Source organism: Photobacterium sp. GB-36 (assembly GCF_003026135.1).
Classification (GTDB): Bacteria; Pseudomonadota; Gammaproteobacteria; order Enterobacterales; family Vibrionaceae; genus Photobacterium.
Genome location: NZ_PYNY01000001.1, coordinates 281578 through 304281, shown reverse-complemented (window position 1 = coordinate 304281; position 22704 = coordinate 281578). Strand labels below are relative to the sequence as shown.

Sequence of the window (22704 nt, the reverse complement as noted above, 5' to 3'; positions counted from 1 at the left end):
AATAGGCTTAGCTTTTTCCCTCTAAACGGCTATACTATTGAGAAACTTACTAAAACGGAGTGTTTATGACAAAGTCTGAGTTAATTGAAAGACTATGTAGTCAACAAACACATCTTTCAGCTAAACAAGTGGAAGATGCAATCAAGGATATCCTTGAAAATATGGCGAACACGCTTGCTGAAGGCGATCGCATTGAGATCCGTGGCTTTGGTAGCTTCTCATTGCATTACCGTGCTCCTCGCGTAGGTCGTAACCCTAAAACTGGTGATAAAGTTGAGTTGGACGGTAAATACGTTCCTCACTTCAAGCCAGGTAAAGAATTACGTGACCGTGTTAATGCATCAATTGCTGCTTAACCGCGAATAGAACAAAAAAACGGCATACTCTCAGTATGCCGTTTTTTTATGTCTTTTGATCATGGTCTGATGAGTAAAATTACTGCATAATCAATCTATCATATTGTTGATTTAGTGAGAGGATTCACGATGAAAATTTTGGGTATTATTGTTTTAGTTGCTGCATTCTTAATAACACTGGCTCTCGGTGCGCAAAACCAAATTTTAGTAAACTTTGACTATTTAGTTGCTCAAGGCGAATTCCAATTATCAACGCTATTAGGTATTGCATTTGGTTCTGGCTTTATCATTGGCTGGTTAATCTGTGGCACGCTATATCTAAAAGCACGTTTTGCTAAAAACCGCTTAGCGAAGAAAGTGGCAAAACAGCAACAAGAACTAGATTCTCTACGCGCACAGCCTGTAAAGGAATAAGTATTAATGCTTGAACTGTTGTTCCTACTATTACCTATTGCGGCAGCTTATGGCTGGTATATGGGTAACAGGAGCGCAAGTAACAATCGACAAGAGCAGTCTCACCGCTTATCTCGTCAATATGTAACAGGTCTTAATTTGCTGTTATCTGATCAATCAGATAAAGCCGTCGATCTGTTTATTGAGCTGCTTCAAGTTGATAGCGAAACTATCGATACTCACCTTGCTTTGGGTAACTTATTCCGAAGCCGAGGGGAGGTCGATCGTGCTATTCGTATTCACCAAAACTTGATTGCTCGTCCTAACTTGACGATAGAGCAACGTAATTTGGCGCTTCAGCAGTTAGCAAAAGATTATATGGTTGCGGGTTTTTTAGATCGTGCTGAACGTATCTTTGAACAATTGTTGGATGAACCTGAATATAAAAAACCTGCGCTACAACAGTTATTGTCTATCTATCAGCAAACACGAGAGTGGGAAAATGCGATAGATATGGCTTCTCAACTCGTTAAATTAGGTAAAACAAAATTAAAGCATGATATTGCACACTATTGGTGTGAACTTGCCATGCTTGAAATGAGTGCGCAAAATCAGGATAAAGCGATTCAATGTTTGAAAAAGGCGCTCTCAGCAGATAAGCAGTGTGTCCGAGCCTCGATCACTATGGCTAAGATTCAGATTAAAGATAAAGATTTTAAGCAGGCAGCCAAAACGCTTGAACGTGTTCTAGAGCAAGATGCTGAATTTATTGGTGAAGCTTTACCTTTATTATTAGAATGTTACGATGCATTACATAATGAATCGGGCTGGCTGAAATATCTACAGCAATGTGTAGAAGCCAAAGCGGGGGCATCTGCAGAACTGATGTTAGCAGACGAAATTGCGAAAAATGAAGGGGCTGTGTCTGCTCAAGCATTCATGACTCGTCAGCTACAAAAGAACCCGACTATGAGAGGCTTTTACCAGCTAATGGATTACCATTTAGATGAAGCGGAAGAAGGCCGTGCGAAAGAAAGTTTAACCAGCTTACGTCATCTTGTTGGTGAGCAATTAAAAATTAAACCGCGTTATCGTTGTCGCCAGTGTGGTTTTGCTACCCACTCATTGTATTGGCAATGTCCATCTTGTAAGAATTGGGGACAAGTTAAGCCAATTCGTGGATTAGATGGCGAATAATGCATTAAAAAATAAAGAAACCAGACATTGTGATCTGGTTTTTTTATGCCTAATAAAGCGTGAATTTTATTCGTAAACGTTTGCGTTTGATGTAGAATTTGCGTGCGGCTGGATTGCTGCAGTAGGAAAAAATGAGATATCACAGGAGACTCAATGCTAGACGCTAAAGTAATAGACCCTAAAGTAATCGTAGCCCTTGATTATGATAATCAGAATGAGGCACTCGCTTTCGTCGATCGTATTGAGCCGGGAAGTTGCCGATTAAAAGTCGGTAAAGAGATGTTCACTTTTTTTGGTCCTGATTTCGTGCGTCAACTGCATGATCGGGGTCATTCTGTATTTTTAGACCTTAAATTTCACGATATTCCAAATACCTGTTCAAAGGCGGTAAAAGCGGCAGCAGAACTTGGTGTATGGATGGTTAACGTTCATGCGAGTGGTGGCGAGCGTATGATGACAGCTTCACGTGAAATTTTAGAGCCGTATGGTAAAGACCGCCCGCTATTGATTGGTGTAACGGTGCTAACCAGTATGGAAGCATCAGACTTAGCAGGTATTGGTATTAACTGCGAGCCTCATCAGCAAGTACTTAACCTTGCATCACTGGCAAAGAATAGTGGTTTAGATGGTGTGGTTTGTTCAGCCCATGAAGCTCATACGTTGAAACAAAGTCTAGGTCAGGGTTTTAAGCTAGTAACACCAGGTATTCGCCCTGCGGGGAGTGATGCAGGCGATCAGCGTCGAATCATGACACCCGTAGAGGCAATTTCTGCTGGTTCTGATTATCTCGTTATAGGGCGTCCAATAACACAAGCAGAAGATCCTGCAAGTGTCTTGGCACAGATAAACAAATCGCTTGTGTAGCATCCGCGATATAAATGAAGAAGCCCGCTCTTATGCGGGCTTTTTCATTTTTATATTTTGCGTTATGTACTTATTTTGGGTGTTGAGTTATTAATTCGTGTGCTTTTATCTTTCTTTGGTGAGCTAAAGTGACTATCTAATAATTTTTGCGTTAATGGATGTTTGGGATTGTTAAATACATTCGCGGTACGGCCTTTCTCTACCACTTCACCATCTTGCATCACCATTACTTTGTCACTGAAGTGTTTTATCACCCCCATGTGCTGCGACACATAGATATAGGACAATCCCATTTCTTCTTGCAGTTCTAATAACAGGTTTATCATCTGAGAACGCATGGACATATCAAGCCCGTTTAGTGCTTCATCAGCAACGATAATACAGGGCTGAAGAATGAGAGCACGAGCTAATGAAACACGCTGTTTTTGACCCGTAGCCAGCATTTGTGGATAGAAATAGGCATGTTCAGGAAGTAAGCCAACTCGTTTTAGTGTATCCATAATACGTTTTTCACGCGCTTGCGGCGTCATATTGGTATTACGTTTTAATGGGCCTTCCAGAATACGACCAATTTGAATACGAGGATTAAGCGACGTATTCGGATCTTGGAAAATCATTCGGATCAGCTTACAGCGCGTTTGGTAATCACCGCTTGATAAGGTGTCACCATTTACGCGAATAATGCCACTGGTTGGTTCGACAACACCTGATAGCATTTTTGCTAAGGTTGATTTACCTGACCCATTTTCACCCAGCAGCGCAATTGTTTCACCTGCTTCAAGATGAAAAGAGACCGGTTTCACGGCTTCAATTGTGCGTCTACGGAAAAGACTTGAACGATAGTGGTAATCTTTCTTTAGATTTTCTACTTCCAATAACGAACTCATTTACTGTCTTCCTCCATGTTTAGCGGGAAGTGACAGCTAAACTTATGGTTTTTAATTTTTCTACGTTTTGGCACTTCTACACATTTACGCTGGGCATGAGGACAACGAGGGCCTAATCGACAACCAATCGGTAAGTGCTGAAGTGGAGGAATAGATCCCGGTAACGTTTCTAGTTTCGTCTTATGGCTAATATTTTCTAAGCTAAAATCAGGCATAGCACGCATTAACGCAGCGGTATAAGGGTGATGCGGTGACTCTAATAACTGCTTAGAGGTGCCGGATTCAACCGATTGTCCACAATACATGACCGTAATTCTATCAGCCCACTGGGTAACCGTCGTAAGATCATGGCTGACTAATAAAATAGTGGTGTTACCTAATTGATTCATCCGGCTTAATAAGCGAAAAATTTGAGCTTGGGTAATTGGGTCTAAGTCGTTTGTGGGCTCATCGGCAATCAATAATCGTGGACGATTTGCAATCGCCATTGCGATCATGACTTTTTGACATTCGCCATCGGTTAATTCATAAGGGTAACTTCGCATTACGCGTTTGTGCTCTTTGATACCGACTTTATGCAAAAGTGCGATAGCTTGTTTTTGACGCCAGTGAAAGCGCTGCCAAAAATGCCCAGTAAATGATGACGAGGGAATGGCTTCTTCCAATTGTTCCCCAACTGTCTCAGAGGGATCAAGACAGGTTGATGGTTCTTGGAAGATCATTGCCATTTCACGGCCAACAATTTTTCGTCGCTCACGATGAGATAGAGTGAGTAAGTCAATATCACCTAAGCGCATGCGATCGGCACTGACGCGCCAATTATCTTTAGACACGCCTGCAATCGCTTTCGCGACAAGGCTTTTACCTGAACCTGATTCGCCCACTAAACCACGAATTTCGCTTTCATTAATGGTTATGCTCATTCTATCAACCGCTTTCACCATGCCTTGTGGTGTGTCGATTTCGATAGTGAGGTTGCGTATATCGAGTAATGGCATATTAATCAATCCCTGCATTAAGAGCTTGGCGAAGACCATCACCGACTAAATTAATGACTAGAACACTAAACATAATGGCAAGACCCGGTAATGTGACTGTCCATGGTGCAAGGTAAATCAGTTCAACAGAATCACCTAACATAGCGCCCCATTCTGGTAGTGGTGTTTGCGCGCCTAACCCTAGGAAACCTAATGCGGCAATATCTAAAATAGCAATAGAGATTGCGCGCGTCATTTCAGTAATGATGGTTGATAAAATATTGGGTAAGATTGAATTCCATAAGAGGTAAAAATTATTAGCGCCATCTAATCGTGCTGCAATAACGTAATCTTTAGCAACTTCAGTATGAACGGCTGTGTACACCGCTCGAATAAAACGAGGGATCAAAGCTAGCCAAATTGCGAGTAAGATATGTGTTTCTCCCGGCCCCATATAGGCGACCACTATGATGGCCAATAAAAGCGAAGGGATAGATAACACGGTATCTAAAATATGATTTAAAAAGCTCGATTTTAAGCCTTGGCTCATTCCGGCAAGAATACCGATCAGCAAGCCAATAACGCTGGATGCAAAGGCGACTAATAAGGCATAGCCAAAGGTTAGCTGTGAACCTATGATCAAGCGAGATAAAATATCACGACCTAAATCATCAGTACCAAAGAAAAAGTTTACATGACCAGAGTTGTCCCATGATGGTGGCATGAGCAGCTCACCAACTTGTTTTATCGGCGAATAGGGAGCCAGCCATTGTGCTGTTAGGGTGACAATGAGCAAAAACAGTAAACACCATAGGCCAAACATGGCCAGTGAGTTTTCCCTGAAGTTTTGCCAAGCGCGCTCCCATTGGGTTGGGATTGTTTCTTCTTGGTAAACACTATTTGATGGCATACCATTCCTTCCTTACTAATGGGTTCACCATAGCACCAGCCAAATCAGATAAAATGTTAGCCAATAAGATGAAACTACCTACTGTGATTACACCAGCTTGAATAGCAACATAATTTTGATCTGCAATCGCATTAAGTAACCAACGACCAATACCCGGCCAATTAAAAATAGATTCTGTAAGCATGGCAAAGGTCATCATTGCTGCAAACTGCATCCCTAATTTAGGAATAATGGGGGGAAGGGCATTTTTCATCGCATGACGGCGGACGATTTCAAAGGTAGATAAGCCTTTCGTTTGGGCTACTTTGATGTAGTTTTTCGTCATTACGTCTGAAATTGAGGCACGGGTTAAACGTATCACTTCCGTTGTAGGTGCCATCGCTAATACAATGGTTGGCAAGACTAAATGCTGTAGTGCGTTAAGAAATGCTTCCATACGGTATGGTTTATTTGACAGCAAAATATCAATCAGAGCAAAGCCAGTGACATGATCAAATTGATATAACAAACTGTAACGACCAGAAACAGGTAGCCAGCCTAAATTCAGCGAAAACAACAGAATTAATAACATCGCTAACCAAAATAGGGGGATGGAGTAGCCCAGTAAGGTTATTGAGGAAATGATGGTATCAAGGGGTTGTCCTCGATGTACGCCTGCGATAGTGCCAAGCGGAATACCAACGACTAACGAGAGTATAAAAGCAAAAAAGCATAGCTCTAACGTTGCAGGAAATACGGTTAATATTTCGCTACTAATAGGTGTACCATTGGGAGTGATACCGAGATTACCTGAAAGTAAGTTCTCTAAATATAAAATCCAACCACTAAAAAAGCTCTGATGCGCCCACTGTAATTGGGTATCTAAACGCAAAATACTAAAACCAATTATGGTCAGTATTAATAGCGTAATTACAAACAAATTTAGGCGACGTATCGTATAAATAAACATGCTTTACTCAATTCGATAAACACTGGAAAAAGATCGCGAACCAAATGGGTCCATCTGTAACCCCCCTAACGTTTTACTGTGGGCTTGGAAATGGACACCATGAGCCAATGGGATCACAGGTACTTGTTGATCCAAAATATTTTGCGCTTGCTGGTAATATACTTGGCGTTGTTGTTGCTTATTTGTGCGTAGTGCAATTTCAAGTAAATTATCAAAACCAAGATCACACCAGTTAGCGACATTAAGCCCTGCTTTTTTAGCATTGCATGACAATAATGGTCTTAAGAAATTATCAGGGTCGCCGTTATCTGCGATCCAACCAGCAAGAACCATATCGTATTGAGTAGTATCAGTTAAACCAACACGACCAATCGTTTCTTGATGATGTAAAGACACATTGATACCAACGGCTTTCAAATTAGCTTGGATTAATTCCGCTGTTTTTCGAGGACTCGGGTTATAAGGTCGAGGCTCAAGTGGGACCCACATTGTCAGGACTTGGTTATAATCATAGCCAGCAGCATCAAGCAGTTGTTTGGCTAATTTAGGATTATAAGAAAGTGCTTTGCTGTCGTGGTTATAAGCCCAAGACATTGGGGGTAACAAGCTTTTTGCCTCTGTTGCCGTACCGTAATAAACAGAATTGAGCAGTGTTTTACGGTTTATTGCATAATTAATAGCTTCACGGATTTCTAATTTATTTAATGGTGGACGTTCCGTATTTAATGCCAGAAAGGATACATTCATCCCCGTTTGTGCAAGTAATTTATAGTTATCGTTATTTGAAATAACAGGCAATTGGCTCGCAACAGGAGATGAGAGAACATCACATTCAGAGCTTAGCAACTTAGCAAGATTACCCATGCCACGGGCTGAGATATCAAATACCACTTGCTCCATTGGTGCGGCACCTTGCCAATAATCCTTATTACGTTTTAAGCGAATAAGATCATTGGGTATAAATTGATCAACGTAAAAAGGACCCGTACCGATTGGTTGTGTATCAATAAGACCGATACGGCCTGATTTTAACAGTTGCTGACCATACTGCTGAGAATAAATCACCGCATAACTGGTTGCTAAGTTAGATAAGAAAGAATTATCTGGTCGATTTAAGGTAAATTGTACGGTGAGAGGGTCTTTAGCTTTGATAGTATCAATTAAATCAGCAAACCCAAGGCTTTCAAACCATGGGTAACGACCACCAGAAATATTATGAAAAGGGTGGTGTGGATTAATGATACGCTCAAAGCTAAAAATAACGTCATCGGCATTAAGCGGACGTGTTGGAGTAAACCAATCAGTATGTTGGAATTTAACGTTATCTCGCAGCTTAAAGGTATATACCAAGCCATCGTCACTGACAGTCCAGCTTTTTGCTAGATCAGGAAGAGGTTTGTGGCTGATAGGATCGAGTAACAGCAGGCGATCGAAAATTTGCGCCGAGAGTGTTTCTGCTGTTAATCCGCCATCCGTTAGCTGTGGATTTAATGTTGTCGGAGTATCTTGACCGCAGTAAACAAAGCCATTGCTTTGCTTAGCGGTATTATGTGACGGCTCTTTACAACCTAAAAGGCCAAGTAAAGTGAAGCCGGCAATCAAAAGACGACTGTAAGCGCTCATATTTAATAGGCGTTAAATGAAATTAAGTCGTTAAATTTAACATTTTTCTTTTAACGTCACCAAGCTATCCTGCTTTATTTATAAGTAATTAGTCTAAAACCGTTATATATCTTTAATTATCGCGTGAATTTGGTTGATTAATCACCGTTAACGTTAATGTCATACTTTCGAATGAGTCCTCTTAACTGGTGATAACTTAAGCTTAAAAGTTCGGCGGCTTTTGTTTGATTAAAGCGAGCGTGTTTAAGTGCTTTGTTGATCAACATGATTTCTTGATCTTGTAAGTAGTGGCGAAGATCAACGGGAAGTTGAATGCTAGAGTTTTCTTGTTTGACTGCTGGGGGGTCTACAATGGATAAAGACTGTGATGGTGCTGGATCACAAGATTGCCAAGCTGTAGCGAAAGGGTCGGTATAAATTTCGTCAATAGCTTCACCTTCATTACTATGACGAAATACAGACCGTTCGACAACATTTTTTAACTCTCGAATATTCCCTGGCCATTGATAGTCGAGTAGTTGTTGTTTAGCGTGTTGTGAAAAACCTGCAAAATAGCTATATCCTAATTCGCGACACATACGCACAGCATAGTGTTCTGCCAATGGTAAAATATCGTCTAGTCGTTCACGTAATGGTGGAAGGTGGATGATTTCAAAGGCGAGTCTATCAAGTAAATCTGCTCGAAATTTTCCTTCAGTAACGAGTTCGGGTAAATTTTCATTAGTTGCACAAACTAAGCGTACATTCGCTTGGCAAGGTTTATTACCGCCCACGCGTTCGTACTCACCGTATTCAATCACACGTAATAATTTTTCTTGAACCCCCATTGGGGCGGTTGCTAATTCATCTAAAAAAAGCGTGCCATTTTCTGCGCGTTCAAAGCGCCCTTGGTGGCGACCTTTCGCGCCTGTAAAGGAGCCCGCCTCATGGCCAAATAGTTCAGAATCAATGACGCCTTCGCTTAGTGCGGCACAGTTCAGTGTCACTAAAGGTTGATCCCAACGTTTTGATAAATAGTGAACGCGTTGGGCGATTAACTCCTTACCTGTGCCTCGTTCACCAAGAATAAGAATTGGGCGATTGAGTGAAGCGAGGCGTGATGCTTGGTCTAGGACACTTAAAAAAGCATCAGATTCACCGATTAAGTTTTCCGTTTTACGCATTGGTTAATCTCACTATTAATTGGTTAAATTAACTATATCATAGCTTGCTTAAAAGTGGGTTGAAAATTAAGTTGTTGATATTTAATACGTTAAAAGTTGGCACAGTACTTGAAATATCTAAGTGGTAACACAAGAACATTAAGTTAGTATCACTATATAAACCTGTAAGCGTGATTACTGTGAAATGGGTTTAATCAAGGAGTTTAATGATGGGTATTTTTTCTCGTTTTGCTGATATCGTAAATGCTAACGTGAACTCGTTACTGGATAAGGCTGAAGATCCACAAAAACTGATCCGTCTTATCATCCAAGAGATGGAAGATACATTAGTTGAGGTACGTACATCTTCAGCGCGTGCATTAGCGGATAAAAAAGAGTTACAACGTCGTATTCAAGCGATTGAATCACAAATTACAGATTGGCAGGAAAAGGCGAGCCTTGCACTGCAAAAAGGTCGTGAAGATTTAGCCCGTGCAGCACTGATCGAAAAGCAAAAACTGGCTGATGTCGCATTAACGCTCAATGAAGAATACAAACTAGTAGAAGAGACGATTGAAAAATTGTCATTAGAAGTCGCTGAACTTGAGCGTAAGTTGCAAGAAACACGCGCTCGTCAACAAGCATTAGTGACGCGTCATAAAGCTGCAGGCACTCGCCGTGATGTTCGTCGTCAGCTAGATACAAGTAAAGTTGATGAGGCGATGTCTAAGTTTGAGCAATATGAACGTCGCATCGATGAAATGGAAGCAGAAGCAGATAGTTATAGCTTTGGTCGTGGCAAAAGCTTAGAGTCAGAATTTGCTGATTTACAAGCACAAGACGAAATTGAAAAAGAACTTGAGCGCTTAAAAGCGAACATCAAGGATAAAGAGTAAGTACAACTAAGTTATCGTCGTTGTTTCATTGATTCTGCGCGAAAGGAGAACAAATAATGTCAATGGGTTTTATTAGCGTTCCATTAGTGGTGTTCATGATTATTGTCGCACCGCTATGGTTAATCCTTCACTATCGTAGTAAACGTCAAGCCGGTGAAGGGCTGTCAGGTGAAGATCAGAAAAAGTTAGAGACCTTGGTGGCACGCGCAGAAGATATGCAAGAACGTATTGTGACGTTAGAGCGTATTCTTGATGCAGAAGTACCAAGATGGAGGCAAAAATAATGAGTAAGACCTTATACCGTGATCCTAAGAAAGGAAAATTGGGCGGTGTGTGCGCTGGTTTAGCTGAATATTTCGGTGTTGAAATTTGGTTGGTACGTATTCTTGCTGTTTCGGCTTTCTTACTTGGTTTGGGCTTTTTTGCCACGATTGCTTATATCGCCGCATGGTTAATTTTAGATAAAATGCCACCACAGCGAAAAGAGCAACAAGATACTTATACCGAGCACAACGTAAAACAGAAACCGTGGCAGGCGGGTCGCTCTGCGCATCAAATTTTACAAAAAGTGGAATCAGAATTTGATACCGCCGAAAAGAAAGTACAACAGATGGAAGCGTATGTTATATCTTCTGCATTCAAAGTGGATCGCGAATTCAATAAGCTTTAATTACCCGTAAAATTTAGCCTAATGAAGCAGGTGCTGATCAATGTCAGGCCTGCTTTTTTCCGTTATAAAGGCGTAATATAGTTAAATCACTTTATTGATAATTATTAGAATAAAGTTGTTAAACCTAAAACAAAAATGAAAACAACTAGGGTTAATCATGAATCGAATCAGTAATGAGTTGAATAAGCTCGTTAATAGAAGTTTGGATCGACACGTTCGACTTGCCGTTACAGGATTGTCTCGAGCGGGTAAAACGGCCTTTATTACTTCTCTTATTAATCAATTACTGCATGTAAGTACGAATGCTCGCCTACCTATGTTTAGTGCGATGCGTGACGGCCATTTATTAGGTGCAAAGCGTGTTCCTCAGTTAGATCTGCATGTGCCTAAATTTGGCTATGATGAAGGAATGCAATCAATTATGTCGACGCCTCCTGAATGGCCAGAGCCAACAAGGGATGTGAGTCAAACGCGTTTAGCACTTCGTTATAAGCCTCAGAAAGGGGCATTGAAACTATTTCAAGATACCGCCACGTTGTATTTGGATATTATTGATTATCCCGGCGAGTGGTTATTAGATTTACCGTTACTTGATTTAGATTTTACTCAATGGTCGGCACAACAAAGCCAAGTACTAAAAGGTAAACGTCTTGAATTAGCTCAAGATTGGCTTGCTAAAACCGAGATGTTTGATCCTTTTGCACCCGCAGATGAAAAGCAAATTGAAGAAATATCTAAGGCGTTCACCGAGTATTTGCATCAATGTAAGGCAGAAGGGGGATTACATTGGGTTCAACCCGGACGTTTTGTTCTTCCCGGTGAATTAGCTGGTGCACCTGTTTTACAATTTTTCCCGCTCCTGTGGAATAAAAAGTACACAGAAAAACAGCTGATGGATGCAGATGAAAGCACCAATATTGGGATGCTTAGAAATCGCTATAAGTATTATCAACAGCATGTTGTGAAGGCGTTCTATAATGATCATTTTTCAAAATTTGATCGCCAAATCATATTAGTTGATTGCTTACAGCCTCTTAATTCGGGACCTGAATCGTTTAATGATATGCGTCAAGCGTTGGATCAGCTGATGCAAAGTTTTAAATATGGGCGTAGCTCGTTACTGCGTCGTCTATTTTCACCGCGTATTGATAAAGTACTCTTCGCTGCAACCAAAGCCGATCATATTACGCCTGAGCAGCACCCGAATTTAGTCGGATTATTACAGCAGCTAGTGAATGAAGCATGGCAAACCGCTTCCTTTGAAGGCATTAAAATGGATTGTGTTAGTTTGGCATCGATTCAAGCGACTGAGCCTGGCTTTGTGACTCACAAAGGGCAGCAAGTCCCTGCATTAAGGGGGACCGATTTGTTAGGTAATGCACAAACTCTCTTTCCCGGAGAAGTGCCAAAACGGTTACCAAACGTTGATTTTTGGCAGCAGCAGAGCTTTGATTTTATTAATTTCCGTCCCTTACTACAGCAAAGTGACGAGCCTTTGCCGCATATCCGAATGGATAAAGCACTTGAGTATTTGTTGGGAGATAAACTGCAATGAGTGAACCGTTAAAAAGTAAAATTGTTTTTGATGATCCAACAGTTAACCAAGAACAACGCAATATTGCGTCGAAATTGGAGTTTGCTCAACAAGCCGATTTTTTACCTGAAGCAATAGAGCAACAAGAAACTGAAATTGAAAAAGATCTCAAACAAGTATTAGCAGCGAAACCAAAACGTCGTTATGGCTTTTTAAAAGGGCTAGTGGTTGCAGGCGCGGCAATGGTGGGGTGGCAGACGGTTGACCATGTTGTGACAGCTTATCAAACAGCAAATTGGTTATCGCTTGGCTGGAGTGCATTGGTTGCCAGTATTGCCGTAGTTGGTATCGGTGCATTGGGGCGGGAGCTTTTGACGTTACGACGGTTAAAATCACGTCAAACAGAGCGTGATGAAGCCCAACTCTTACTTGATGGTAATGGCATTGGTAATGGTAAAGCTTTTTGTACCAAACTGGCACAGCATAGTCAGATTGGTAGTGATAACTATGGTTATGATCGCTGGACGAATTCGTTAGACGCGACGCACAATGATCGCGAAATACTTGAGCTTTATGATCGCTTAGTGGTCAGCCAGCAAGATAAATTAGCTCGAAAATTAGTGGCGAAATATTCATCAGATGCCGCGGTGATGGTTGCATTAAGCCCACTAGCAGTGGCTGATATGTTGCTGGTGGCATGGCGTAATTTGCGCTTAATTGAACAAGTTTCTCGAGTTTATGGTGTCGAATTAGGTTACTGGTCTCGCATTAAGCTACTTAAGCTGGTATTGGCTAATATGGCATTTGCAGGTGCATCTGAAGTGATCACTGATTTGGGGATGGATATGCTCTCAATGGACTTAGCGGGTCGTATGTCTACCCGCGTTGCGCAAGGGGTGAGTATTGGTTTATTGACCGGAAGACTAGGCTTAAAAGCGATCAGCTTAGTACGTCCTTTACCATGGTTACCGGGAGAGCAACCCAAATTAGCTGAAATACGAAGCGATCTATTTAAACAGCTTGGTACCAAAGAAAAAGATTAACTAGATATTCCACTATTAAGCGTAAATTGAAGTGGTTAAGTGGTCAGGGAGAATACGACTCTTTGACCACTTTGTTCATCTTATTTAACGATAGCGAGACTTTCATCTCCAGGCGCATAGCCAAATTTAATATTTTTAATGGTGCTATTAAGTTGAATATTACGAATTATAACTGGCATCGAAGTTCCGAGTGCGGTAGACACGCCTGCCCATCCGTTTTCTTGTGCTGATAGCACAATATAAAGTGTGCCTTGCTGTTGCTTAAAATAAAGCACTTTAGCTGCATCGGGGTAGGGGAGCGTTGCAAGTGCTGCTTGTTCTGCAATGTATTTTAAGTCTATTTTACCGTTACGCGGTTTTTTACAAGTATCAGTAAAGGCAGTTTTATCAAAAGGATCTGTACCACCTGCCTGAATAAAATCTGCCATTTTTTGTTGGTACTGATCCATGTCTTTTGGCAGTGATAAAACAAATTCACCGTTACCACATAGATTTTCTGCCGTCGTCTCGACTTGCTTGGCTGAGCTTTGTGCATCGCAACCAAATAGAGTGATGACTAAGGGAAGTAATATGCTCAGTTTATTCATGATTTACTCTATTGTTAAAAGAATCAGCTTAAACATAAATAAGAGTTGGGGTGTTAGAAGATTGAAAATTAAATACTTATTTTCTTGTTATGTCGTCAAGATAGCATCTTTACAACACTTTACATTCTCTGAAGCTTATTTACGTTAGAGTCGTTATCGTATCCTTGGGTTAATGATAAGGACAACAAGGTGAATTATTATCCAACGGCAGCCATCATCACTGAGCAACGATTTGGCTTTGGCCCCAAACTGAATGATCAGCATGTATTAACGCTGGCAGAGCAGATCTCAACTAAACCATATATTGATATCGCTCTACAGTCTTTACCTTCGACGAATAATATTTTGGTTCAGATCGGTCAATTTAATCAACAGCGTAAAAAATTAAAAAAATCCCCGAATGAAAAGCGTGCCGTTCAAAAGCAGGTCAATCAATTTTTTAATCTGAGTTATGAACAGCAAGTATCTGCACGTAATCTACAAACATTGCATTCCTCCAATAGTTTTCAAGAACGTTTAATTCAATTTTGGAGTAACCATTTTGCAGTCTCTGCCGATACGCGCAAAGTAAAACCGATTATTGCTGGGATTGAGAATGAGGTAATACGCCAACACTGGAATGGTAATTTTGCCGATATGCTTCAAGCAACGATTAAGCACCCAACAATGTTGATGTTTCTCGATAATAATCTATCGATAGGGCCTGATTCTAAATTGGGTAAGAAACGCCATAAGGGACTCAATGAAAATCTCGCTCGTGAAATTATGGAGTTACATACCTTAGGGGTTGATGGCGGTTACAGTCAGCAAGATGTTATCCAATTAGCACATGCGATAACAGGCTGGATGGTCAGTTTTGATAAGCAAAATCCTGGGTTTAAATTTGCAGCTTGGGCGCATCAACCTGGTGATGTGATGTTATTAGGTCAGCGTTACGCACAAACAGGGATTGGACAGGGAGAAGCGTGCTTAAAAGATCTTGCATTGCATCAACAAACCGCAAGGCATTTGGCAACTAAATTAGCTCAACACTTTATTGGCCAGCCCAAGAAGGAGCTAGTGGATGATTTAGCCGGTGTTTATCTAAAAAATAACGGTGAATTACAGCCTGTTTATAAGAGATTATTGCAAGAGCCTGAAGTGAATACGGCTGCGCCTCTTCGCTTTAGAACGCCGCAAGAATGGTTATTTGCGCTTTTACGTAGTGCGGATCTCAACCCATCGGTACACAAAATTACTCAACAATTGAGGTTGTTGGGACAACAGCCATTTATGGCAGGTTCTCCGGCGGGTTGGTCTGATCAAGATAGTGATTTCAATAGTTCTTCAGCGTTGATACAACGTTGGCAAGTAGCAAATACATTTGCGGTGCTTGCGGTAAGAGAAGCGAAGAAGCAAAAAGTCAAACCGCTTCAGTTGGTAAAACAAGTGGTCAATAATCTTTATGGAAAAGATCTTGAACAACACACAGAGCTTGCAATGAATAAGGCTAACGGTGCGATAACGAAGTTGGTTTTATTATGGCTAAGCCCACAGTTTATGTATCGATAGCGAGATCGTGATGGATAATATATTTGATCGCCGTATGTTCTTAAAATCTTTAGCTGCGGTTGGGGTATGCAGTGCATTACCATCTGTCGCTTTTGCGAAAACACAGTCGGCAAATATTTTTGTATGGATTACATTGCGCGGTGCAATGGATGGGTTAAATGTGGTTGTACCCTATGGAGATAAAGACTATTTACCGCAAAGACCGTCGATTGGATTACATAAAAATCAGCTTAATAAACTCGATGATTTCTTTGGTTTACATCCAGCACTAAAGAGTTGTTATCAGTGGTATCAACAAGGCGAGATGGCTTTTATTCATGCGTGTGCATCACCTTATCGTCAGCGCTCACATTTTGATGGGCAGAAAGTATTAGAAAATGGAACTGAGGATCCGTTACATCGAGATGGTTGGCTAAATCGCTTTTTATCTGTTGATAACAAGCAGCATACGATAGCCATAGATTCTGGTTTACCTTTAATTGTTCAAGGTAATGCCCAAGCTGATAGTTGGTATCCACATAAATTGAAAATTAAGCAACAACAAGCTGAATTGTTGCAGGATATGTATCAAAGCGATCAGACGTTATCTGACAACTTTATTAATGCATTAGACATTGAAAAAATGGCAGGTCATGTAAAAGGCGGCCAACAATTTCATGCTTTGGCGCAACAAGCAGGGAAATTTTTAACGTCGGAAAATGGACCGAATATTGCGGTATTAGAGTTAGGTGGATGGGATACACACGCAGGAGAAGGTGCGGTTAAAGGTCGTTTAGCGAGCCAATTAAAGAAACTTGATGAGGGACTTTCAGCTTTAAAATCACAGTTAGGTGAGGCTTGGTCGCGAACGGTGGTTATAGCCGCGAGTGAATTTGGCCGAACAGTTGCTGAAAATGGAACTAAGGGAACCGATCACGGTACGGCTAACGCAATGTTGATAGCGGGAGGTGCGGTGAGTGGAAATCAAGTGATAACAAAATGGCCAGGGTTAGCGAAATCTCAGCAATACAAAGGAAGAGATTTAGCTCCAACGACGGATATTCGCTCTATATGTAAAACGGTATTGCATTCACATTTAGGGGCAACAACTAAGCAACTCGATATAGTTTTTCCTAGCTCAAGTGAGCTACCTATCATGAATGATTTAATCCGTCATACTTAAAATAAAGGCGCTGTTAGTTCAATAGATACTAAAAGCATAACGTTATTTTTTAATTATAAATGGCTTGATTCTGAGCGGGAGACTTGACTCAATTTAGCGTTAGTCGCACACTGTTAAAAGTGTCAGGAATTGTTGACACCTAAGTGTAAACTCGTATTAATACCTATAATTTTGTTTGTGGTATGAGTTGAAATTGAAGAATTAAGTCATTGCTTTTTGTTGTTGTTATTCTGATAAGCCGAATGTTTCGAACTTAACAATGGAAAGTTTATATTGAGAAGGCGTAAAGAATGAGACTACAGGTATTTTGTGAAGATCGGGTTGGAATGACTCGCGAGCTACTCGATATTCTGACTAGTCAGGAGATTGATCTTCGAGGGATTGAAATTGATCGCATTGGTATCATTTATCTCAATTGTCCTGAAATTGAATTTGAACAGTTTAGTCATCTAATGTCGCAAATAAGGCAGTTAGATGGCGTAACAGATGTAAGAAAAATAAATTTCATGCCGAGTGAACGTGAACATACAGAGCTTTCTGCATTACTTCAAACCTTGCCTGATCCCTTTTTTTCCATCGATTTAAACGGAAAAATTGATTTTGCCAATCAAGCCGCTGAAAGGTTATTAGCTCATCATCAGGGCTCACTTTATCACGAAAATGTTCATACGCTCTTTGGCTTTAATGTTCAGCGTTGGTTAGAAACAAAACAGGCTGAAAAACATACTGAGATGGTGGTGATTGCAGGTTTAGATTACCAAATGGAAGTCATGCCTGTTTATATTAACGATGAAACCGATATACCTGTTTTTGCCAGTGCGCTTATTCTTCTAAAATCACTGTCTGAAGCAACCATGCCGATTGTGACTCGCCAGTTAGATGGAGACAGTGGTTTTGAGCATTTAGTCGGGCAATCATCGCGTTTTAAGCATTTATTAGCTCAAGCGAAAAAGTTGGCTTTATTAGATGCACCGTTATTGATCCAAGGTGAAACGGGAACAGGTAAAGAAATGTTAGCCCGCGCATGTCACCAACGTTCTATACGACGAGAGAAACCATTTTTAGTTGTAAACTGCGTATCTATGCCTGATAACGCCGCCGAAACTGAGCTATTTGGTTTTGCTGGCAGTACAACAGAGCCAAGTAAAAAAGGTATTTTTGAGCAAGCGGATGGTGGTACTGTTTTCTTGTATGAAATTGGTGAGATGTCAAAACATCTACAAATAAAATTACTACGCTTTTTACAAGATGGTACATTCCGACGCGTGGGTGAGGAAGCTGAGAAAAAGGTTAATCTTCGCGTAATTTGCTCTACCCAGAAAAAGCTACCAGATTTAGTTGCATCAGGTGATTTCCGCGAAGACTTATATTATCGCTTAAATGTTCTTGCTTTGGTTGTTCCACCATTACGTGAAAGATCGGCAGATATAGTACCGTTAGCTGAATTATTTTTAACTCAGTTATCACAAGAATTACATCAGCCTAAACCTCAGCTATCTGAGGAGTTGGCAGAATACTTAAAGCAATATGCATGGCCTGGTAATATTCGCCAATTACGTAATGTGCTATTCCGTGCGATGACACAACTTGAGAATACGGTCATGACATCAGATGATGTACAGTTACCTGAAAATGAATCAAGTAGTATTATCAGTGATGAAATATTAGATGGCTCTCTTGATGAGATCATGAAACGTTATGAATCCGGTATTTTATCGAATCTTTATCGAAGTTACCCATCTACCCGAAAATTAGCGAAACGGTTAGGCGTATCACATACTGCCGTTGCTAATAAATTACGAGAATATGGTTTAAGTAAGCGTAGCTAATTACTGTGGATATAAAAGAAAAAGAGATAATATTTATTATCTCTTTTTTATGATCTCGAATATCAATCTAGTATTGGCGTTATGCTATTTCATGTTGTGGTTCTTTAATAAGAATGGCTTTACCTGACTCTAATGCAAGTAATAGCTCTACCATTTCAGCACCATAACGATAGCCGCAAAGATTTTGATTGCTATTAAGTACACGGTGACAAGGGATAATGATAGGAATAGGATTTACATTCTTTGCCATGCCTATAGCTTGGCTTGCAGCTGAATTGCCAATATCAAGCGCGATTTGTTCGTAACTGGATGTTTCACCGAAGGGAATATCAGCAATAGCATGCCATATTTGCTGTTGAAACATCGTTCCTTGAGGAGCGAGAGGGAAGGTAAAGCGTTTACGTGAGCCTAAGAGATATTCTTTTAGTTGCCTAATGAAGGGTCTCATAAAAGAGGGGTTATGCTGCCATGACTCATCAGGGTAATAGCCAGGACTATTGACAGTTAACCTTCTTAAGCCTTGATGGTCGGCTAGCAACATAATGCTGCCTAGTTCAGTTTCTATACAATCGTAATACATCCATAACTCACTAAATGCGTTAGTAATTAATAACATTGCTAAGCTAAGATTAACAGATAACAGTTTGATAACATATAACAATATGTTTATTAGTTATGCTAATCTTACGACAATGCTCAGCACCTCTTATTAACATCCTTGTGTCGAGGTAATAGTTTGTTCCATTCAATTATAAACCGTTCATCCACAATTGCGCTTGATGATATAAAAATTAGGCTTATTTCTAGTCAGGATGTGGCAAAGATAACAACGTATTATCAAAAAAATCGTGATTTTCTCAAAGCCTGGGAGCCGATGCGTAATGAATTGTTTTATTCAGAGCTGGGTTGGCAAAAAAGAGTCGAACAAATCGCTACCTTACATCGTCATGAAATGGCATTTTATTTTGTGATTGAAGACCGAAGCACTGACGATATTATTGGCGTGATTAACTACAGTAATTTAGTGAAATTTCCTTTTCATGCGTGTCATGTTGGCTACTCCCTTGATCAAGACTACCAAGGGCGAGCTATTATGCGTCGGGCATTAAAAGAGACGGTGAACTGGATGTTCGAAGTAAAAGGTTTTCATCGCATTATGGCCGCCTACATGCCACATAACAAAAGAAGTGCCAGCGTACTACATTCAGTGGGTTTCGAAAAAGAAGGGCTAGCAAAAGCGTACTTATTAATTGATGGAAAGTGGCAAGATCATGTTCTAACTTCATTGATTAATCAGCAGTGGACTGCGCCAGTTACGTGGTCAGCGCCTTAAAAATAAGTAATAAAAAAGGCAACGCGAACGTTGCCTTTTAGTGCGTTTTTGTACGAGATAAATAGATTACTCGACAGTTAGAATACGCATATTGTTAGTTGAACCAATGGTATCCATCACATCACCTTGAGTGATGATCACAAGATCGCCCACTTTAACAAATCCAGCATCACGAAGTACATCTAACGCATGTTTTGCCGCTTCTAAACCAGCATCGCTATCACGATTGAAAAATACAGGTGTTACGCCACGGTATAATGAAGCTTGGTTTAAGGTATTTTCGTTACGAGATAGTGCGAAAATGGGTAAACCGGAGGTAATGCGCGACATCATCAACGGTGTACGACCCGATTCAGTCATTGCAACCATCGCTTTTACGCCTTCCATGTGGTTTGCAGCATACATGGTTGACATTGCAATCGTTTCTTCAGGCGATGAGAAGAATCGATCTAAACGGTGGTTAGACACGTTAATACTAGGCTCTTTTTCTGCGCCTAAACAAACACTTGCCATTGCTTTTACAGTTTCTTCAGGAAATTGTCCCGCAGCCGTTTCCGCGGAAAGCATGACGGCATCGGTACCATCTAGTACAGCGTTAGCAACATCCATAACTTCTGCACGTGTTGGCATTGGGCTAGTGATCATGGATTCCATCATTTGTGTTGCTGTAATCACCGTACGGTTTAAGCTACGAGCACGGCGAATCAGTTTCTTTTGCACACCAACGAGTTCAGGATCGCCGATTTCAACACCAAGATCACCACGAGCAACCATAACAACGTCAGATGCAAGGATGATATCGTCCATTGCTTCGGTTGTTGCTACCGCTTCAGCACGTTCAACTTTAGCGACTAATTTTGCATTTAGGCCTGCTTCAGTGGCTAATCGGCGCGCATATTTCATGTCTTCGCCATTACGTGGGAATGATACGGCAAGATAATCAACGCCCATTGCCGCAGCTGTTAAAATGTCGGCTTTATCTTTATCTGTTAGGGCTTCTGCTGAAAGGCCGCCGCCTTTTTTGTTAATGCCTTTGTTATTTGATAATGGGCCGGCGACTGTCACTTCAGTGTGTACTTTATTACCTTCAACAGCTGTTACTTTTAATTGTACACGGCCATCATCTAATAGCAGGATGTCACCTGTTGTCACATCTTTAGGTAATTCTTTGTAGTCGAGACCGACAGCAAACTGATCGCCTTCGCCTTTAGGTAGATCACTATCAAGGGTAAATTTATCACCAATAGCAAGCTGGATTTTATCTTCTTTAAACGTAGATACGCGAATTTTAGGGCCTTGTAAATCACCTAGAATTGCTACGTTTTTACCAAGCTTAGCTGCAATTTCACGTACTTGCTTAGTGCGTTGGATATGATCTTCTGGGCTGCCGTGAGAGAAATTCATACGTACAACATTGGCACCTGCCGCGATGATTTTTTCAAGGTTATTATCACGATCAGTTGCAGGACCTAAAGTGGTTACAATTTTTGTACGTCTTAGGCGTTCAGTCATGTGAAACTCCAATTTATAGAAACGAGCTTTATTGAGCACTTGGTTTGAGAGTGATGATTACCAAGTCGGCAATAAAACATGAGATAGTTTTGATACCATATCTCGCAGATTTTGCTTAATGATGTATATCAAAAGACAATGAACTGTCACTTTTGTTATTCATTTTTGTTGTAACAAAAAATATGTAATGAAAACGTTGCGAATAAAAAAGCGAAGCTAAGGCTTCGCTTTTAAAGTGTTACAGCGTTGAACTGTCTTTAGAAAAGCGGGAGTCTTTCAGCGATTCTTTTACGCGCTTTAAGTTATCTCTAAACCCTGCACCACGACGAAGAGTAAACCCTGTTGCTAACACATCAATAACGGTCATTTGTACAACACGGCTCGCCATTGGCATATAAATATCAGTGTCTTCTGGTACGTCTAGGCAAATAGATAAGGAGCATTCACGTTCTAACGGTGAATCTTTTGCCGTAATACCAATAACCGTTGCTCCATTAGCACGCGCCATTTGTGCAATTTCAACCAAACTTTTAGTGCGACCTGTGTGAGATATAACCACGACGACATCGCCATCAGAGCAGTTAATCACGCTCATGCGTTGCATCACAATATCATCAAAACAGACAATAGGAATGTTGAAACGGAAAAACTTATTTTGCGCATCGTGAGCGACGGATGCAGAAGCGCCTAAACCAAAGAAAGAGATTTTTTTTGCTTGTGTTAACAGATCGACAGCGCGGTTAATCTGCATCGTATCGAGACTATTTTTTGCGACATCTAAACACGCCATTGTTGATTCGAAAATTTTAGCGGTATAGGCATCTGGCCCATCCGTTTCTTCAACATTACGATTTACATAAGGCGTACCATTCGCAAGGCTTTGCGCTAAATGTAATTTAAAGTCAGGGAATCCTTTAGTATCTAAGCGACGGCAAAAGCGGTTAACGGTCGGTTCACTAACATCCGCCATTTTGGCAAGTGTTGCGATACTTGAGTGGATAGCTGTTTGTGGGGAGGCAATAATAACTTCGGCGACTTTACGCTCTGATTTACTGAAGTGTTCTAAGTTATTTTGTATTTTTTCTATGGTGTTCATAGCTAATAATGCACTTCGTTATTGAATTTCATTTGTAGCAAACTTGTCATCAAGATGCTTGTTTAATGAAACTATACTACTTAATTTTGACTATCTCCTAGCTAATCAGCGCTTTTTTAAGGCTAATTTTATTAGTTTTTGACAGGGATCGACTTTTGGCTTTCAGTTTTGAAACTCTATTCGATGAATAATT

General features: G+C 40.7%; 23 protein-coding genes. 13 read left to right on the top strand and 10 right to left on the bottom strand.

The annotated features are described in order from the left end of the window. Positions 1-65 precede the first annotated feature (65 nt). The 4 genes from ihfB to pyrF all read left to right on the top strand — a co-directional run bounded on the left by ihfB (position 66) and on the right by pyrF (position 2810). A complete protein-coding gene (gene ihfB, locus C9J46_RS01335) occupies positions 66-356 on the top strand; it encodes an integration host factor subunit beta (RefSeq protein WP_008986714.1) in 291 nt (96 codons plus the stop codon). A gap of 129 nt (positions 357-485) precedes the next feature. Continuing rightward, a complete protein-coding gene (locus tag C9J46_RS01330; RefSeq protein ID WP_107245474.1) occupies positions 486-770 on the top strand; it encodes a LapA family protein in 285 nt (94 codons plus the stop codon). A 6-nt stretch (positions 771-776) separates the two neighbouring features. Further along, on the top strand, positions 777-1946 hold the full coding sequence (gene lapB / locus C9J46_RS01325) for a lipopolysaccharide assembly protein LapB (RefSeq protein WP_107205701.1): 1170 nt from the start codon (positions 777-779) through the stop codon (positions 1944-1946). 153 nt (positions 1947-2099) lie between these two features. After that, on the top strand, positions 2100-2810 hold the full coding sequence (gene pyrF, locus C9J46_RS01320; RefSeq protein ID WP_107245472.1) for an orotidine-5'-phosphate decarboxylase: 711 nt from the start codon (positions 2100-2102) through the stop codon (positions 2808-2810). A 62-nt stretch (positions 2811-2872) separates the two neighbouring features. Here the strand turns inward: pyrF and C9J46_RS01315 are convergent, their stop codons facing one another. The 6 genes from C9J46_RS01315 to pspF all read right to left on the bottom strand — a co-directional run bounded on the left by C9J46_RS01315 (position 2873) and on the right by pspF (position 9319). Continuing rightward, positions 2873-3697 carry an ATP-binding cassette domain-containing protein gene (locus C9J46_RS01315; RefSeq protein ID WP_107205703.1) on the bottom strand — a complete coding sequence of 275 codons (825 nt, stop codon included), beginning with the start codon at positions 3695-3697 and terminating at the stop codon, positions 2873-2875. Then, positions 3694-4695: an oligopeptide/dipeptide ABC transporter ATP-binding protein gene (locus tag C9J46_RS01310; RefSeq protein ID WP_107205704.1), complete on the bottom strand. Its 1002-nt coding sequence runs from the start codon at positions 4693-4695 to the stop codon at positions 3694-3696. Before C9J46_RS01310 ends, C9J46_RS01315 begins: the two co-directional genes overlap by 4 nt. Before the next feature lies 1 nt (position 4696). Next, a complete protein-coding gene (sapC, locus tag C9J46_RS01305) occupies positions 4697-5584 on the bottom strand; it encodes a putrescine export ABC transporter permease SapC (protein ID WP_107205705.1) in 888 nt (295 codons plus the stop codon). After that, positions 5571-6533, bottom strand: coding sequence for an ABC transporter permease subunit (locus tag C9J46_RS01300; RefSeq protein WP_107205706.1), 963 nt, complete (start codon positions 6531-6533; stop codon positions 5571-5573). Before C9J46_RS01300 ends, sapC begins: the two co-directional genes overlap by 14 nt. Before the next feature lie 3 nt (positions 6534-6536). Beyond that, positions 6537-8156, bottom strand: coding sequence for an ABC transporter substrate-binding protein SapA (gene sapA / locus C9J46_RS01295; protein WP_107205707.1), 1620 nt, complete (start codon positions 8154-8156; stop codon positions 6537-6539). Positions 8157-8293: 137 nt separating this feature from the next. Beyond that, the gene (gene pspF, locus C9J46_RS01290; RefSeq protein WP_107290421.1) at positions 8294-9319 is read right to left on the bottom strand and encodes a phage shock protein operon transcriptional activator; all 1026 of its coding nucleotides are present in this window, start codon (positions 9317-9319) and stop codon (positions 8294-8296) included. Between the two features lie 209 nt (positions 9320-9528). On the opposite strand from pspF, the gene pspA reads away from it, so the two are divergent. From pspA to C9J46_RS01265, 5 genes are all read left to right on the top strand, one after another. Further along, the gene (gene pspA, locus C9J46_RS01285; RefSeq protein ID WP_107205709.1) at positions 9529-10194 is read left to right on the top strand and encodes a phage shock protein PspA; all 666 of its coding nucleotides are present in this window, start codon (positions 9529-9531) and stop codon (positions 10192-10194) included. A gap of 56 nt (positions 10195-10250) precedes the next feature. After that, complete coding sequence (gene pspB / locus C9J46_RS01280; RefSeq protein ID WP_006646015.1) at positions 10251-10478, top strand: envelope stress response membrane protein PspB; 228 nt, start codon at positions 10251-10253, stop codon at positions 10476-10478. After that, positions 10478-10864: an envelope stress response membrane protein PspC gene (gene pspC / locus C9J46_RS01275; protein WP_107290420.1), complete on the top strand. Its 387-nt coding sequence runs from the start codon at positions 10478-10480 to the stop codon at positions 10862-10864. Before pspB ends, pspC begins: the two co-directional genes overlap by 1 nt. A 157-nt stretch (positions 10865-11021) precedes the next feature. Next, entirely contained in the window at positions 11022-12419 is a 1398-nt protein-coding gene (locus C9J46_RS01270) for a YcjX family protein (protein ID WP_107290419.1), read from the top strand. Then, positions 12416-13441 carry a YcjF family protein gene (locus tag C9J46_RS01265; protein WP_107290418.1) on the top strand — a complete coding sequence of 342 codons (1026 nt, stop codon included), beginning with the start codon at positions 12416-12418 and terminating at the stop codon, positions 13439-13441. Before C9J46_RS01270 ends, C9J46_RS01265 begins: the two co-directional genes overlap by 4 nt. Before the next feature lie 80 nt (positions 13442-13521). Here C9J46_RS01265 and C9J46_RS01260 read toward each other — a convergent pair whose 3' ends face one another. Further along, a complete protein-coding gene (locus C9J46_RS01260) occupies positions 13522-14028 on the bottom strand; it encodes a hypothetical protein (protein WP_107205712.1) in 507 nt (168 codons plus the stop codon). A gap of 189 nt (positions 14029-14217) precedes the next feature. Between C9J46_RS01260 and C9J46_RS01255 the strand changes: the two genes are divergently transcribed. From C9J46_RS01255 to tyrR, 3 genes are all read left to right on the top strand, one after another. Further along, a complete protein-coding gene (locus tag C9J46_RS01255) occupies positions 14218-15579 on the top strand; it encodes a DUF1800 family protein (protein ID WP_107290417.1) in 1362 nt (453 codons plus the stop codon). Between the two features lie 10 nt (positions 15580-15589). Further along, on the top strand, positions 15590-16741 hold the full coding sequence (locus C9J46_RS01250) for a DUF1501 domain-containing protein (protein WP_107245462.1): 1152 nt from the start codon (positions 15590-15592) through the stop codon (positions 16739-16741). Between the two features lie 290 nt (positions 16742-17031). Beyond that, positions 17032-18570 (top strand): transcriptional regulator TyrR, encoded by a 1539-nt coding sequence (tyrR, locus tag C9J46_RS01245; RefSeq protein WP_107205715.1) that lies wholly within the window; start codon positions 17032-17034, stop codon positions 18568-18570. Positions 18571-18649: 79 nt separating this feature from the next. On the opposite strand, the gene C9J46_RS01240 is transcribed toward tyrR, so the two are convergent. Beyond that, entirely contained in the window at positions 18650-19231 is a 582-nt protein-coding gene (locus tag C9J46_RS01240; RefSeq protein WP_181316921.1) for a methylated-DNA--[protein]-cysteine S-methyltransferase, read from the bottom strand. Positions 19232-19306: 75 nt separating this feature from the next. Here C9J46_RS01240 and rimJ point away from each other — a divergent pair, with 75 nt between their 5' ends. Beyond that, complete coding sequence (rimJ, locus tag C9J46_RS01235) at positions 19307-19903, top strand: ribosomal protein S5-alanine N-acetyltransferase (protein WP_107205716.1); 597 nt, start codon at positions 19307-19309, stop codon at positions 19901-19903. Positions 19904-19969: 66 nt separating this feature from the next. On the opposite strand, the gene pyk is transcribed toward rimJ, so the two are convergent. Both pyk and C9J46_RS01225 read right to left on the bottom strand, forming a co-directional pair. Further along, positions 19970-21415, bottom strand: coding sequence for a pyruvate kinase (pyk, locus tag C9J46_RS01230; RefSeq protein ID WP_107205717.1), 1446 nt, complete (start codon positions 21413-21415; stop codon positions 19970-19972). 238 nt (positions 21416-21653) lie between these two features. Next, entirely contained in the window at positions 21654-22511 is an 858-nt protein-coding gene (locus C9J46_RS01225) for a MurR/RpiR family transcriptional regulator (RefSeq protein ID WP_005367039.1), read from the bottom strand. Positions 22512-22704: the final 193 nt, after the last annotated feature.